16 protein-coding genes are annotated in these 14643 nt (G+C 63.3%); 9 read left to right on the top strand and 7 right to left on the bottom strand.

Annotated features, from left to right (window positions below; all coding sequences use genetic code 11):
- Positions 1 to 27 precede the first annotated feature (27 nt).
- The gene (locus JQK88_RS05205; protein ID WP_203277668.1) at positions 28 to 1410 is read right to left on the bottom strand and encodes an aspartate aminotransferase family protein; all 1383 of its coding nucleotides are present in this window, start codon (positions 1408 to 1410) and stop codon (positions 28 to 30) included.
- Between the two features lie 158 nt (positions 1411 to 1568).
- On the opposite strand from JQK88_RS05205, the gene JQK88_RS05200 reads away from it, so the two are divergent.
- The gene (locus JQK88_RS05200) at positions 1569 to 2021 is read left to right on the top strand and encodes a hypothetical protein (protein ID WP_192255048.1); all 453 of its coding nucleotides are present in this window, start codon (positions 1569 to 1571) and stop codon (positions 2019 to 2021) included.
- A 17-nt stretch (positions 2022 to 2038) separates the two neighbouring features.
- Here the strand turns inward: JQK88_RS05200 and JQK88_RS05195 are convergent, their stop codons facing one another.
- Positions 2039 to 2470 (bottom strand): MarR family winged helix-turn-helix transcriptional regulator, encoded by a 432-nt coding sequence (locus JQK88_RS05195; RefSeq protein WP_192255050.1) that lies wholly within the window; start codon positions 2468 to 2470, stop codon positions 2039 to 2041.
- 63 nt (positions 2471 to 2533) lie between these two features.
- Between JQK88_RS05195 and JQK88_RS05190 the strand changes: the two genes are divergently transcribed.
- Positions 2534 to 2989, top strand: coding sequence for a hypothetical protein (locus JQK88_RS05190; protein WP_203277667.1), 456 nt, complete (start codon positions 2534 to 2536; stop codon positions 2987 to 2989).
- A 2-nt stretch (positions 2990 to 2991) separates the two neighbouring features.
- Here the strand turns inward: JQK88_RS05190 and JQK88_RS05185 are convergent, their stop codons facing one another.
- Both JQK88_RS05185 and JQK88_RS05180 read right to left on the bottom strand, forming a co-directional pair.
- Positions 2992 to 3966 (bottom strand): WD40 repeat domain-containing protein, encoded by a 975-nt coding sequence (locus JQK88_RS05185; protein WP_203277666.1) that lies wholly within the window; start codon positions 3964 to 3966, stop codon positions 2992 to 2994.
- A gap of 247 nt (positions 3967 to 4213) precedes the next feature.
- A complete protein-coding gene (locus JQK88_RS05180; protein WP_192255056.1) occupies positions 4214 to 5254 on the bottom strand; it encodes a CobW family GTP-binding protein in 1041 nt (346 codons plus the stop codon).
- Positions 5255 to 5686: 432 nt separating this feature from the next.
- Here JQK88_RS05180 and JQK88_RS05175 point away from each other — a divergent pair, with 432 nt between their 5' ends.
- Complete coding sequence (locus JQK88_RS05175; protein ID WP_192255058.1) at positions 5687 to 6157, top strand: MarR family winged helix-turn-helix transcriptional regulator; 471 nt, start codon at positions 5687 to 5689, stop codon at positions 6155 to 6157.
- A gap of 15 nt (positions 6158 to 6172) precedes the next feature.
- On the opposite strand, the gene JQK88_RS05170 is transcribed toward JQK88_RS05175, so the two are convergent.
- A complete protein-coding gene (locus tag JQK88_RS05170; RefSeq protein ID WP_203277665.1) occupies positions 6173 to 7036 on the bottom strand; it encodes an AraC family transcriptional regulator in 864 nt (287 codons plus the stop codon).
- Between the two features lie 46 nt (positions 7037 to 7082).
- On the opposite strand from JQK88_RS05170, the gene JQK88_RS05165 reads away from it, so the two are divergent.
- The 5 genes from JQK88_RS05165 to JQK88_RS05145 all read left to right on the top strand — a co-directional run bounded on the left by JQK88_RS05165 (position 7083) and on the right by JQK88_RS05145 (position 11127).
- Positions 7083 to 7490: a DUF2000 family protein gene (locus JQK88_RS05165; RefSeq protein WP_192255062.1), complete on the top strand. Its 408-nt coding sequence runs from the start codon at positions 7083 to 7085 to the stop codon at positions 7488 to 7490.
- A gap of 184 nt (positions 7491 to 7674) precedes the next feature.
- On the top strand, positions 7675 to 8559 hold the full coding sequence (locus tag JQK88_RS05160; RefSeq protein ID WP_192255064.1) for a DMT family transporter: 885 nt from the start codon (positions 7675 to 7677) through the stop codon (positions 8557 to 8559).
- A gap of 65 nt (positions 8560 to 8624) precedes the next feature.
- Positions 8625 to 9647, top strand: coding sequence for a LacI family DNA-binding transcriptional regulator (locus JQK88_RS05155; protein ID WP_112563795.1), 1023 nt, complete (start codon positions 8625 to 8627; stop codon positions 9645 to 9647).
- Complete coding sequence (locus JQK88_RS05150) at positions 9644 to 10627, top strand: 2-hydroxyacid dehydrogenase (protein ID WP_203277664.1); 984 nt, start codon at positions 9644 to 9646, stop codon at positions 10625 to 10627. The genes JQK88_RS05155 and JQK88_RS05150 overlap by 4 nt, the downstream gene beginning before the upstream one ends.
- A 92-nt stretch (positions 10628 to 10719) precedes the next feature.
- Positions 10720 to 11127: a hypothetical protein gene (locus JQK88_RS05145; protein WP_203277663.1), complete on the top strand. Its 408-nt coding sequence runs from the start codon at positions 10720 to 10722 to the stop codon at positions 11125 to 11127.
- A 9-nt stretch (positions 11128 to 11136) separates the two neighbouring features.
- Here JQK88_RS05145 and JQK88_RS05140 read toward each other — a convergent pair whose 3' ends face one another.
- Positions 11137 to 11910, bottom strand: coding sequence for a gamma-glutamyl-gamma-aminobutyrate hydrolase family protein (locus JQK88_RS05140; protein WP_112563764.1), 774 nt, complete (start codon positions 11908 to 11910; stop codon positions 11137 to 11139).
- Between the two features lie 296 nt (positions 11911 to 12206).
- Between JQK88_RS05140 and JQK88_RS05135 the strand changes: the two genes are divergently transcribed.
- Positions 12207 to 13316 carry a TRAP transporter substrate-binding protein gene (locus tag JQK88_RS05135; protein ID WP_142867874.1) on the top strand — a complete coding sequence of 370 codons (1110 nt, stop codon included), beginning with the start codon at positions 12207 to 12209 and terminating at the stop codon, positions 13314 to 13316.
- A 254-nt stretch (positions 13317 to 13570) separates the two neighbouring features.
- Here JQK88_RS05135 and JQK88_RS05130 read toward each other — a convergent pair whose 3' ends face one another.
- Positions 13571 to 14599 carry a zinc-dependent alcohol dehydrogenase family protein gene (locus JQK88_RS05130; RefSeq protein ID WP_192255074.1) on the bottom strand — a complete coding sequence of 343 codons (1029 nt, stop codon included), beginning with the start codon at positions 14597 to 14599 and terminating at the stop codon, positions 13571 to 13573.
- Positions 14600 to 14643: the final 44 nt, after the last annotated feature.

The following is a 14643-nucleotide window of genomic DNA, read 5'->3' as shown; positions in this document are numbered from 1 at the left end:
CGTTAGCCGCCCGTTCAGTCGCTTGTCTCATGCCGTCAGCCTTGCCGCAACCGTGGCGAAGGCGGTGATCAGCCGGTTGACCTGGGCGCCGGTGGTGGCCGGCGAGATCAGCATCATGTTGTGGAAGGGCGCAATCAGCACGCCCTGGTTGACCAGCGCGACGTGAACAGCCGCTTCCAGTTCCGGCGCATGCGCCGCCTCGGCCTCGGCGCCATTGCGCAGCGGACCGGGCGCGCAGATGAACTCGACGCGTGCGCCGACGCGGGCGACATGCCAGCGCAGGTTGTAGCGGTCAATGACCCCGGTCAGCCCGGCGTCGAGTCGCAGCGCCAGGCGGTCCATCCGGTCATAATTCTCACTGGTCATCACTTCTTCCAGCGTCGCGCGCATGGCTGCGAACTGCAAAGGATTGGCCGACAGCGTCGTGCCCATACCGGAATAACCGGGTTGCTTGGTTCTGTTGTAGTCGGCGTAGCGGTTGGCGACCTCGTCGCTCATCCCCCACACACTCGCCGGCACGCCACCGGCAATCGGCTTGCCCAACACGAACAGGTCGGGCTGCAGCCCGAATTTCCTGGTGTAGCCGCCGGGGCCGGTGGAGATGGTGTGGGTTTCGTCGATCAGAAGCAGCGTGCCGACCGCGCGCGTCAGTCTGCGCAGCGCGTCATGAAAACCGCGATCGGGCAGCACCATGCAGGAATTGGTCAGCACCGGCTCGGCGATGACGCAGGCGACATCTTTGTCTTTCAGCGCTGCTTCAAGCGCGACGACATCGTTGAACTCGATGACCTTCGCCGTCTTGGTCAGGTCGCGAAACTCGCCCGCCAGTCCCGGCCGGTTGACAGCCTTCCCATCGACCAGCCGCACCATCGTCTCGTCGACCGAGCCGTGATAGCAGCCGTTGAAGACCAGGATCTTTTCGCGATCGGTGATTGCGCGGGCAACACGCAGCGCGAAGCGGTTGGCGTCAGTGGCGGTGGTGGCGATCTGCCAGAACGGCAGGCCGAAGCGCTGTTGCAACAGCGGCCCGATCGCCAGTGCATCTTCCGAAGGCAGCATATAGGTCAGGCCTCGCCCGGCCTGGCGGCGAATGGCGCGCGCCACCGGCGGCGGCGAGTGGCCGAACATCGACCCGGTGTCGCCCAGGCAGAAATCATCGAGCTTGTTGCCGTCAATGTCGGTAATGGTGGCGCCTTTGGCGCTGTCGACCAGGATCGGGAACGGCGTCGGCCAGTCGTTCATCCAGTGCATCGGCACGCCGCCGAAGAAGCCAGGCAGGCCGTTGCCCACCTTGGCTGCCGATTTCGGCCGCGCCTTGCGGAAGGCTTCTGCCTCACTCTCGCGCAGCCTGGAGATGCGGTCACGGCTGATGCCGCCGATCGATAGGCCTGAATGGTCGGTTGAATGCATGAAAATCCCCTCTCGGCCACCACTCTAGCCAATCGCCATCTCAAACCGCAATTGGCCGCCGGGCTGCACTGCATTGGTTCAGCAGCACTCGGCTGGCGCTTGACCTTGAGGCCAAGCCCGGTGCCAATACGCTTAGGCATTTGGTTCTGGGGGAGAAAATGCGGACGATCATCTGCACGACGACATTGCTTCTGTCGGCTGGCGCGGCCTTCGCGTCGGGTGGCATCTGGTGTTCCGCCGATGACAAGGCGGCAAAATTCGAGGTCGAAGCCGGCGTCACCCGGGGCATGGGCGGTCCGACCTTCAACTTTCGTGGCGATCTCGAAATTCTCGGCCGCCCCGACGGCGACAGCCTGCGCAAGACCGTATTCGAAGATTCCAACCTGACGCAGTACTGGCTGGACGACAAGGAATTGCGGCTGAACATCTACCGCGAGCACGAAGCCGCGCAACGCTTCAACTCGGTCGAACTGACGATCCTGACCAAGACCACTGACGAAGGCGTCTATGACGGGGGCTATACGCTCGCCATCTATGATGCCGCGGCGGACACGGACCAGGATGGCAAGCCGGTTGAAGTGACCGGCAAGGTCTCGTGCGGGGCCGAATAGCTCTTCTTGATCTGCGGTCAGCCCGACTGCATCGACGCGATGGCGCGCCGCATCATGTCGAGAAACACCAGCCGCTCATCTTCGCTTAGATCGACCAAGGCTGCTTCGTTCTGTGAACGCGCCGCCTGTGTCGCTGGTTCGCGCAGGGCAATGGCCTTAGCGGTGAGATGGATCGACTGCGAGCGCCCGTCCTCGGGGTGAGACCTTCGCTCGATCAACCCGTCACGTTCCATGCGGATCAGCGTGTTGGCCATCGTCGCCTGCTCGACGCTGAGCCGCTGGACGAGTTCGCGTTGCGTCAGGCCATCCTCATCCCACAGAGCCAGCAGCGCCATGAACTGAGCCGGCGCCAGACCGAGCGGCCGGATGCGCTGCTGCAGCCCGTTGGCGAACAGCCGTGCCATGTGGTTGGCCAAGAATCCGGCGGATCGTTCTTTCTGAAAGGCCATGGGACTGGATAACAGTTGAATAGCATGCTATGCAATGATATATAGCTTGCTATGGAGATAACGATGAAAACCTGGATTCACGCAGCGGCGGGCGCCATCGCGCTCATCACAGTTTCGGTCTTCTGGCTGTCGACGGCCGCAGTTGAGCTGTTCGGCGACGCGGCCGCGGTCACAACGATCAAAAACTGTGTGCTGGCCGGCATGGCCGTGCTCATCCCGACGATGATCGTCGCCGGCGCGTCCGGCTTCTCGCTCGGCAAGGGGTGGAGGAGCCCGGTCGTCGCGCGCAAGAAACGACGCATGCGCATCATCGCCGCCAACGGGCTGCTGGTGCTGGTGCCCTCAGCTGTCCTGCTCAGCAGCCTTGCCGATGCCGGGCGTTTCGACACCCTGTTCACAATCGTCCAGGCGATCGAACTGACGGCCGGCGCCGTCAACATCATCCTTTTGTCGCTCAATATGCGCGACGGGCTGTCGCTGCGGAGAAAGCCCGTCCGGCTGGCCGCGCGGGCGCGGTGAGTTCAGGCCGAGATATCAATGATGCCGCAGTCGCCGGCGGCACTGCCGAAGGCGACGCGTCGCTCTTCCTTGTCCCACATCATGGAGGTGATGGCGCCTTTGCCCGGGCGGCGTAACAGCACCTCCCTGGCGTCGGCAAAGCGCACTGCCATCACCATGCCGTCATCATAGCCGATCGCCGCCACGTCTTGGCTTGGGTGGCAAGCGACGCAGGTGACCATCACATTGCCGCGGGTGCCGAGCTCCAGCGGCGCCTTGCCCATCGGGCCGTCCTTGCCCGAAAACGGCCAGACGATCGCCGCCGGCGCGCCGGAACTCGCCAGCCACTTGCCCTTCACGCTCCATGACAGGCTTTTGACCTTGCCGGGGTAACCGGTCATGCGCATGTGCTTGCCGTCGGCAAGCTTCCAGCCATGCAGCGCGTTTTCCTGCATGGTGGTGACCAGAAAGGCGCCATCGGGCGAAAAGGTAATGCCGGTGTGGGCGCCGGCCCATTCGAGCTCCACCGGCTTGCCCTCGGCGGCCGGGAAATGCAGCGTCGCGCCATTGTAGCGGGCGACGCCGAAGCGCATGCCCTTGGGCGAGAAGGCCAGCCCCTCGACCGAACGCGGATGGGTGAATTCCCGGGTCTTGCCATCGGCAAAGCAGACGAAGGCGGTCTTGCCCGTGGCATAGGCGATGGCGCCTTGCGGTCCGGCGGCGACGCTGGTGATCCACTTCTTGCCGGCGCTTGCCAGTTCGCTGACATTGCCGCCTGCGGAAACGGCAAAAATCTTGCCATCCTCGCCGCCGGTGATCAGTCGGTCATTGGCGGCATCGTGGAAGGTTGAGAGCAGCCCGTCATTGGCCTGCGCCGTCTTGTGGCCATTGTCGAGCCGATGAACGGCGCCATCGGCCAGCGCAAAATGCGGCACGTTGTCGAGGAAGACGGCGGCAAGGCAATGGCCATCGAGATCAAGCGGGGCAACTGTGGGCATCACATCCATTCCAATGAATTTGTCGCCATCCCCGGGAAGCCGCCAGCGCGGCCAGGTGGCGCCAACCTTCTCCCCTTGTGGGAGAAGGTGGATCGGCGCGCAGCGCCGAGACGGATGAGGGGTGTTGGACGGTTCGCCGTCGGTGCCAAGCTGGAACACCCTCATCCGACCGAGCTTCGCTCGGCCACCTTCTCCCACAAGGGGAGAAGGAAGAAGGGCGCAGCGCTAGCGCCATAAAGTTTCGAAATCAAGCCGCCTGGCAGGCCTCAAAGCTCTTCTTCAGCCGCTCGGCGTCAAGTTCGCGGCCGATGAACACCAGCCGGCTTTCATGCTTTTCGCCGTCCTTCCAGGCGCGCTGGTGGTCGCCTTCGATGATCATGTGCACGCCCTGGATGACATAGCGCTCGTCGTCGCCCTTGAGCGCGATGATGCCTTTCAGCCGCAGGATGTTGGGGCCTTCCATCTGGGTGACCTTCTCGATCCAGGGGAAGAATTTCTTCGGGTCCATCTCACCGCCGCGCAGCGACACCGACTGCACCGTCACGTCGTGAATGTCGGAGGGGTGCGCGTGATCATGGTGATGATGATGATCGTGGCCGTCATGATCGTGGTGATCATGGTCATGATCGTGCGCTTCGAGGAAATGCGGGTCGTTCTCCAGCGCGCGCGACAGGTCGAAGGCGCCGCGGTCAAGCACTTCGGATAGCGCCACGCCGGCCCGCGTGGTGCGATGGATCCTGGCCGCCGGGTTGATGGCGCGGATGGTCGCCTCGACCTTGGCCAGCTCTTCCGGCGTGACCAGGTCGGTCTTGTTGAGCACGACGACGTCAGCGAAGGCGATCTGGTCCTCTGCTTCCCTGGAGTCCTTGAGCCTGAGCGGCAGATGCTTGGCGTCGACCAGCGCCACGACAGCGTCGAGCTTGGTCTTGGAGCGCACGTCGTCGTCCATGAAGAAGGTCTGCGCCACCGGGACCGGGTCGGCGAGGCCGGTGGTCTCGACGACGATGGCGTCGAAACGGCCGGGACGGCGCATCAGGCCTTCGACGACGCGGATCAGGTCGCCGCGCACCGTGCAGCAAACGCAGCCATTGTTCATTTCGTAGATTTCCTCGTCGGATTCCACGATCAACTCGTTGTCGATGCCGATCTCGCCGAATTCATTGACGATGACGGCGTACCGCTTGCCATGGTTTTCCGACAGGATGCGGTTGAGCAGGGTCGTCTTGCCGGCGCCGAGATAGCCGGTAAGGACGGTCACGGGGATCTGCGTCGTCTGTGCATCGCTCATGTCTTGCCTCGAATGACTGGGCCGCGAAATTCCGGGCCGCAAGAAGGGATTGTTGGCCTGATATAGGATGTGTGCCGGGTTTTTGCACGGGGCAAACCGCCTTGGGCGTTTGACCCAGAGAGTGACGGAGCGGGTGCGTGGACTGAAACACTCCCCGAACAGGCAGTGTGGTAGGGATGCCGACCATCCAGCGCGTCGCCTGAACGCCTCTTCGTTGACCTGTGCAAAGCCGCGCCGTCTCAAACCATTGCAATCGCCTTGGCGGAAACTCGTTTGTCATCTAACTGAAATAAACATCTGGCATCACCACGGTGGCACCACAAATGCTTGCCGGCAAAGCTGTTTCGAAAGCCGGAATCTTTTGATCGTCGATTGCCAACCGGCCGGCTGCGTCTATGCTGCACGCACCGGTACGGCCGAAGAGGGATCACCATGGCCAAGGCGGACAAGACTGCAACGATGAGCCGGCTGCATTCGGCGGCAAGGCTGGCAAGGACCGCGCTGGCGTCGCGGCTTCTGGCGCACGGCTTCTATGCCGGCCAGGACCAGATCATGCTGACGCTCGACCGCGAGGACGGCCAGACGCCGGGCAACCTCGCCGGCCGCCTCGGCGTGCGCCCACCGACCATCACCAAGACTATCAACCGCTTGCAGGCGCAGGGTTTTCTGGAAAAGCGCGCCTCTTCTGCGGATGCCCGCCAGGCGCATATCTTCCTCACCGACACCGGCCGCGAAATCATCCACGCCATCGAGAAATCGGTGAAGAAGACGGAAAAGCAGGCGTTGAAGGGCCTCGACAAGAAAGAACAGAAGACGCTGTTCAAGCTGCTCGCCCGCATCGAAGCCAATCTGTCGAACGAGGAACTGGTGTTCGTCGACGACGAGACCGACATCGACGATTGATCAGCACGTCTTGAGCTAAGCCGCCACCGAAGGTCCGCGCACCAATGCCGACCAGCGGCCGGGCGTCAGGCCGTATGCTTTCTTGAAATGTCTGTTGAAATGGCTCTGGTCGCTGAAGCCGGCGCCAACGGCGATCTCGGCCAGCGGCTCGCCCGCCGCGATCATCCTTCTTGCCTTTTGCAGCCGGCGCATCAGCAGGAAACGATGCGGGCTGGTGGAATAGGTCGCGCGGAAATGGCGTGACAGCGCATAGCGGTCGAGCCCGGTGATCGCCTCCAGCTCGTCGGAACGGACGGGCCGCTCGGCATTCTTCTCAAGATAGTCTCGATCCAGTGCCGCGGCGCGCCAGGCCGTCTTTCCCATCGGCTTTGCCGACTGTCCGGCATGACGCCCGAGATGCTGCGCCAGCTCCGCAACGAAATCGGCGACGAAAAGCCCGTCCAGTTCTTCATCGAGCGGCGCCAAGGCCGATAGCAACGTGCCGCGCAAGGCAGGATCGCTCACCACCGCATCCCCGACGAAAGGCAGCGGCGCGCCGTCGAGGCAGTCGAGCAGCAGCGACGGCTCCAGGTAGAGGATCCGGTAGCGCAAGCCATCCTCGGTACCGGCGCCACCATCGTGCATTTCGTCGGGATGCAGCACGATCACCTGGCCGGGCAGGCTATGGTTCACGACGCCGCGATAGTGGAAGCGCTGCACACCGGAAAGCGTCACGCCGACGGCAAGCGTGTCGTGGCGGTGCAGGTCGAAGGCGTTGCCATGGAAATGCGCCTCAATGCGCTCGATGCCGGTGCTGCCCGGCGCTGAAACGATCCGGTCCTCATCCGCGCACGAACGTTCAAGACCTTGTGCCGCCTCACCGTTTAGACCCTGCGCCATCGCCTATCCTGCCCTTTGCGGGCCAACTTCCGGAGTCCTCATTTTGGTGTTCGATACAAAATTTGCAATCGTGCTGAGGGACGATCTCGCGGGCTGGCAGAAGCTCAACGTCACCGCGTTCCTGACCAGCGGCATCGTCGCGCAATTCCCTGACATCATCGGCGAACCCTATCGCGACCGAGCCGGCAATCTCTACAATCCGCTGTCGATCCAGCCGGTCATCGTGCTTTCGGCCGATGGGTCGACGCTCAATGCCATCCACGGGAGGGCGCTGGAACGCGGCGTGACGACGTCAGCCTATGTCGAAGAGATGTTTGCCACCGGCTTTGATGCGGCCAACCGCGCCGTCTTTGCCGAATTCGCCCCGGAGGACGCAAGGATCGTCGGCATAGGGTTGCGTGCCGACAAGAAACTCGTCGACAAGATCACCAAAGGCGCCCGCATGCATGCCTAATTCGTAGGCAGCTGGGGTGCAGTGCGCTGAGCCTGTGCGCCGTGCCTGTTGTGCCAGTCGCTTTTGGCTTGCCGGGCACAGGCGATTGCCGCAAAGGTAGGCTCTATCCTCCCTGCCCGGCCTGACATTGAACGTTCCCGCAAGATCAGACGAAAGCGCAACACCGCCCGCGGCGATGCTGTTCATGCTTTCGACCTATGTGTTTTTCACCTTCCTCGACACATCGAGCAAATATCTGGTGCTGGCCGGCGTCTCGGCCCTGATCGTCGCCTGGGCGCGCTTCACCGTCCATGTCCTGCTTGTCGGCGTCTTTCTGCGCGGCTGGCGCGAACCGTCGCGCTTCCGCGCCAACAATCTGTCGGCCCATATCCTGCGCGGCGGGCTGCTGTTCGGCTCGACCATGTGCAACGTCATGGCGCTCAAGACGCTGCAACTGGCCGAGACCACCTCGATCTATTTCTTCGGCCCGATGGTGATCACCGCCCTTGCCGGACCGCTGCTTGGCGAATGGGCGGGGTGGCGGCGCTGGCTGGCGATCCTGTCGGGCTTTGTCGGCGTGCTGGTCATCACAAGGCCGGGCGTCGGCGTGTTCGGCGTCGGACATCTCTTCGCCCTCGGCTCGATGCTGTCGAACAGCTTTTACGTCATCATGACGCGGCGGATGTCGGCCAGCGAAAGCTCGGAAAGCCTGATCCTGTTTTCGGCGCTGGCGCCGGCCGTGCTGCTTTTACCCATGTTGCCGTTCTCGCACGCGCTGCCGCAGGATGGCTGGCACTGGTTCATCCTGGTGATGCTGGGCGTGTTCGGCGCCGGCGGCCACTGGCTTCTGGTGCAGGCCTACCGCCTGGCGACCACCACGGCGCTGGCGCCGTACCCCTATTCGCAAATGGTCTGGATGATCCTGTCCGGCTGGATCATCTTCCACCAGTTCCCCGACCGCTGGACGCTGGTTGGCGCGGCAATCATCGTCGCCAGCGGCCTCTACATCATCCATCGCGAGCACCGTCTGCGGCTGCGCAATCGCACGACTGTCGACGTCGAGGCGGAGGCGCTGGCGAAAAAACTTTGATTTGCTCCGAATCCGATGGCATAACGCCGCATTTAAAAAATTTAAAAAACTCGGGGAGCGAAGGACTGGCACAGAAGATCAAGCTTTCGACGATCGCGGATGCGCTTGGCGTGTCCACGGCAACGGTCTCGCTCGCATTGCGCGACAGCCCGCTGGTCGCCGGCGCCACGCGCGACCGCATCAAGGAACATGCCCGCGCCATCGGCTATATCTACAACCGCCGCGCCGCCTCGCTGCGCACCTCGCGTTCGGGTATTGTCGGCGTCGTTGTGCACGACATCATGAACCCGTTCTTTGCCGAGATCCTGCGCTCAATCGAGAGCGAGCTCGACCGCAGCCGGCAGACCTTCATCCTGTCCAACCACTACGACCAGCTGGAAAAGCAGCGCACCTTCATCGACACGCTGCTGCAGCTTGGCGCCGATGGCGTCATCATGTCGCCGGCGATCGGCACACCGGCCTCCGACATCGTCATGGCAGAGGAAAACGGCCTGCCGGCGGTGCTGATCGCGCGCACCGTGGAAGGCGCCGACGTGCCGGTGTTTCGCGGCGACGATGCCTACGGCACAGCACTTGCCACCAATCATCTGATCTCGCTCGGCCACAAGCGCATCGCCATGATCGGCGGCACCGACCAGACCTCGACTGGACGCGACCGCTATCAGGGTTACCTCAACGCCATGGAAGCGGCCGGACTGGAAGTCAGGCCGTCCTGGCGCATTCCCGGCCCGCGCACAAAACAGGGCGGATTCGAGGCGGCTGGACAGTTTTTGGCGCTCAAAGACAAGCCAACCGCCGCCTGCTGCTGGAATGATCTCGTCGCCATCGGCCTGATGAACGGCATTGCCCGCGCGGGCCTGGTGCCTGGCGCCGATATCTCGGTCACCGGCTATGACGATCTCGAGGAGGCGGCAATCGCGACACCGGCACTCACCACCGTCTGGAACGGCCAGCGCGAGGTCGGCCGCCGCGCCGCCAGCGCGCTGCTCGACAAGTTGAACGGACAGGCGGTACGGCCGTCGCAGGAACTGATCAAGCCGGAACTGCATGTGCGCCAGTCGACCGGCAAGCCGGTGGAGCGTGTATGACCAAGGCCGAACAATTGAACTCCGTCGCCGTTCTGGTGCCGGGGCATTTCAACGACCATGCGGTCGAGCGCATCGACCGCACCTTCAGACGGGTCAAGATCGAACGCGCCGATCCCGCGCTGGTCACCGACGAAATGCGCCGTGACGTGCGCGCCATTGCCTCCTTCGCCGGCGTCAATGCGGCGCTGATGGATGCTTTGCCCAAGCTCGAACTCATCGCCTCCTTCGGTGTCGGCTACGATTCGGTGGATGCCGTTCACGCGGCCAAGAAAAACATCATGGTCACCAACACGCCCGATGTTCTGACCGAGGAGGTCGCCGACACCACGATCGGCCTTCTGCTCAACACCGTGCGCGAACTGTACACCGCCGAGAAATGGCTGCGCGACGGCAGCTGGGTGAAGAAGGGCAACTATCCGCTGAGCCGGCTGACCTTGCGCGGCCGTCATGTCGGCATTTTCGGCATGGGCCGCATCGGCCTGGCCATTGCGCGCAGGCTGGAAGCGTTCGGGCTGCCGGTCGCCTACCACAACCGGCGCAAGGTTGAAGGTCTCGCCTACCAGTACCACCCGACGCTGAAGGGCCTTGCCGAAGCGGTCGACACGCTGATTTCCGTGGTGCCGGGCGGCGCTTCCACCGAAAAGGCGGTCAATGCCGAAATCCTGACCGCGCTTGGCGCCAATGGTGTGTTCGTCAACATCGGCCGCGGCAGCACGGTCGACGAGCCGGCTCTTGCGACGGCCCTTGCGAACGGCGTCATCGCCGCCGCCGGGCTCGACGTCTTTGCCGACGAACCGAATGTGCCCAAGGCCTTGCTCGAAGCGCCCAACACCTCGTTGTTGCCGCATGTCGGTTCGGCCTCGCACCACACGCGCCGCGCCATGGCGGACCTGTGCGTCGACAATCTGGTGTCCTGGTTCAGCGAGCGCCGGCCGCTGACGCCGGTGCCGGAGACTGCCCATGTGAAGGCATCCGGTTAACGCCGGGGCGCGACGGCCACATTTATTAACGTCAGCTTAACCCTTCGAAATGATTATTCATCCGGGGCGCGTATGCGTGGATGAATACCAGAATGAAGACACTTTCCGTATTGACCGCCGCGGCGGCGCTGTTCGGCGGCGTTCAGCTGTTTCACGGTGGCGCTGGGCAAAGCGCTGCCGACGAGGTCATGCCGTCCACCAGCTTCAGGCTGGTCGCCAATGGCGACGAAGGCGACTGCGCGGTCACCCGCGGCGCCGCGATTAACGATGGCCTTTTATTGTTGACGGTGGCGCCGAATTGCCGCCGGCTGCTGCCCGGCATTGAGCGGGCGAAATTCTGGCGCGAGGAGCAGGACGGCACGGTGGCTTTCAGTGCCGACGGCATCGACCCGATCGTCACCTTCTCGGTTGCCGACGGCGATGGCTACGAATCCTACGCGCCGGCCTTGCCGCTGCTGTCGTTGGCGACAACCGACAGCCCAGATCAATCCGGCAACTGATACGATCGATTATTCGGCCGCAGCCCGCGCGCCGGCTTTCGCCGCGGCATGCAGGCGCACCGCATCGCCGAAAGCGCGGAAAATCTTGGCCGAGTTGCTGTCCGACTTGACCCAGTATTCGGGGTGCCATTGCACGCCCACGGCAAAGGCGCGGGCATCCTTCACCGAAACCGCCTCGACCGTGCCGTCGCCGGCCACCGCTTCGACCTGCAACTTGGAGCCAAGCCGGTCGATCCCCTGGCGGTGCAGCGAGTTGACCTTGATGTCGCCGGCGCCGAATACACCGGCCAGGCAGCTGCCGGGCTTGATCGAAATGGTCTGGTGGATGGCGAAGCGTTCGTCCTGGTTGTCGCTCACCGGCGCGCGATGGTCGAGCGAACCTTCGCGCTCCTGGATCTCGGTGCCCAGTGTGCCGCCCAGCGCCACGTTCAATTCCTGGATGCCGCGGCAGATGGCAAGCAGCGGCACGCCGCGCTCGATCGCCTTGCGGATCAAGGGCAGCGTGGTGGCATCGCGGGCCGGATCGTAGGGGCCGTTGGCCTCGCTGGCGTCGCCGCCATAGAGCGAGGGATGCACGTTGGACTTCGAGCCCGTGACCATGACGCCGTCGACCGACGACAGCAGCTCGTCGAAATCGAGCCGGTCGCCGAAGGACGGCACCAGAAGCGGGAACACGCCGGCGCCGGAAAGTGCCGCCTCGATATATTGCTGCGGGGCGGCATGCCAGGTGTAGTTGTCGAACTGACGGACGTCGGTCGAGATGGCGACGAGCGGCTGGTGCATTTTGGGTCCGGATTCCCTTTGGCGCGAAGCGAATAGCTATTATGCCTGCAAAATAGGCGATCCGAAGGCGCTTTTCCATGGCAAGTTTCGTTGTCTCGCATGGGCCACGCCATAAACGTTAGACTATAGTTGCAGGCCGGGCGCCAAGCCTGCGGATTTGTCACCAGCGCCGCCGTCAAATCCCGCTGCCATGCTGGACTCGACCCCTTGCCCGTGTATTGTTTCGGCCAAACCGATGCCGGGGCGTGAGGAGATGTCCCTGATGTCGGTTTGTTGGTCCAATAGGGAGGAACTGCATGGATCGTCGTTCATTCATCCGCAAGGCAGGGGTCACCGGCGTGGGCGCCGCGGCGGCTGCCGCCACGCTTGCCGCGCCGGCAATCGCCCAGTCAAATCCGAAAGTGACGTGGCGGTTGGCGTCGTCCTTCCCCAAGTCGCTCGACACGATTTATGGCGGCGCGGAAGTCTTCTCCAAGATGCTGTCGGAGGCGACAGACGGCAATTTCCAGGTCCAAGTCTTTGCTTCCGGCGAACTCGTGCCCGGCCTGCAGGCCGCCGACGCCACCACTGCCGGCACCGTCGAGGCCTGCCACACGGTGTCATACTATTACTGGGGCAAGGACCCTACATGGGCGCTCGGTGCGGCAGTGCCGTTCTCGCTCAACGCGCGTGGCATGAATGCCTGGCATTACCATGGCGGCGGCATCGACCTGTTCAACGAGTTCCTCGCTACGCAAGGCCTTTTCGGCCTGCCCGGCGGCAACACCGGCGTGCAGATGGGTGGCTGGTTCCGCAAGGAGATCAACACCGTCGCCGACCTTTCCGGCCTCAAGATGCGAATCGGTGGCTTTGCCGGCAAAGTCGTCTCGAAGCTGGGTGTCGTGCCGCAGCAGATCGCCGGCGGCGACATCTATCCGGCACTGGAAAAAGGCACGATCGACGCCGCCGAATGGGTCGGCCCCTACGACGACGAGAAGCTCGGCTTCTACAAGGTCGCGCCCTACTACTACTATCCCGGCTGGTGGGAAGGCGGCCCGACCGTCCATCTGTTGTTCAACAAGGCGAAATACGAAGAGCTTTCGCCTGCCTACAAGTCGCTGGTGCACACCGCCGCGCAGGCGGCGGATGCCAACATGCTGCAGAAATACGACTATCTCAATCCTGCGGCGGTGAAGCGGCTGGTGGCCGGGGGCGCGAAATTGCGTCCGTTCAGCCAGGACATCATGGCCGCCTGTTTCGAGAAGGCCAACGAGGTCTACGCCGAGATGGAAGCCTCGAACGCACCGTTCAAGAAGATCTGGGACTCGATCAAGGGCTTCCGCAAGGAGCACTATCTCTGGGCGCAGGTGGCCGAGTACAATTACGACACCTTCATGATGGTCCAGCAGCGCAACGGCAAGCTGTAGGCTAGTTCCCTTCTCCCCGTCACTATACGGGGAGAAGGTGCCGGGAGGCGGATGAGGGGCGGCGCAGGCTTAGGCGACTGAATCGCCTGGGCCTGCGTGGAGGTCTGAAGCGCAAACTCGTGCTTTATCCATCCAACATTGGCGCCGCCCCTCACCTGCCTGCCGGCATCCTCTCCCCGTATAGTGACGGGGAGAGGGAAGCTGTCATCGACGGCTTCGCCAATCGCCAACGTTGCAAGACGGAGGCCTGCACCTCAGCCTATTCCAGGCACCACCAGCACCTTGACTTCGCCGGGCGCACCCGGATTTGCGATCACCGCTGCCGCCTCTTCAAGCGTCACCTGCCTGGAGATCAGCCTGTCGACCTCGATTGCGCCAGACGCGATGAGATCGGCGGCCCGCCGGTGCGTGAAAGGGTTGATGAAGGAACCCAGCACCTTCAGCTCACGAAACAGCACATCGAAGGGCTCGAAGGCTACCTTCTCGCCCTGCGGCATGACCCCGACGATGACAACCGTGCCACCGGACTTTGCCAGCTGCGTCGATTGCTCCACCGTATCGAGCACGCCGGCGCATTCCAGCACCACGTCGACCCCACCGGGTACCAGCCCGACCGGCCCGGCGATGGCGTCGATGGCGTCCACGGAACTCGGATCGACGGTTGCTGTCGCGCCGAGCCCCTCGGCAAGCGCCCGGCGCGACGCCTGCCTGGTCGACAGGACGATGGTCGCCGCGCCCGCTAGTTTCGCCAGTTGCACAACAAGCAGGCCGATGACACCGCCGCCGAGCACCACCACGGAAGCGCCGGGCCTGATGCCGGCGAGGTCAACAGCATGCAGGCAGCACGCCAGCGGCTCGCAGAAGGCGCCATGCGTTGGCTTGAGGTTCGCAGGCAGAAGGAAAGCCTGGCTCTGCGGCATCACGACATAGTCAGCGAAGCCGCCGTCGCGATGGATGCCGATGGCCCTGAGATTGCTGCACAAATTGACGCGGCCTGCCCGGCAATGACTGCAGCGCCCGCAGGAGATGTTGGGATCGCCGGTGACGCGGTCGCCCACGGCGATGCCGGAAACCGCTTCTCCGACAGCCTCGACGATGCCGCAGAATTCGTGACCAAGTGTAACCGGCGGGCTCGAAGGGAATTCGCCGTGGAGGAGATGACGGTCGGTGCCGCAAACGCCGCAGGCTTCGATGCGCACCAGGACATCCTGCGGCCCCGCAACGGGCTTGTCCACTTCCCGCAGCGCAATGCTACCCACGGCTTCCAAGCGCACAGCTCTCATGACGTCCTCCCTCAGAGCAATTCCAGGAAAAGTGTAAGCGGTTT

The sequence above is a fragment of the Mesorhizobium caraganae genome, assembly GCF_016836705.1.
GTDB classification, from domain to species: domain Bacteria; phylum Pseudomonadota; class Alphaproteobacteria; order Rhizobiales; family Rhizobiaceae; genus Mesorhizobium; species Mesorhizobium caraganae.
Note: the sequence above shows the minus strand (reverse complement) of the source record. Positions and strands in the feature narration are given on the sequence as shown.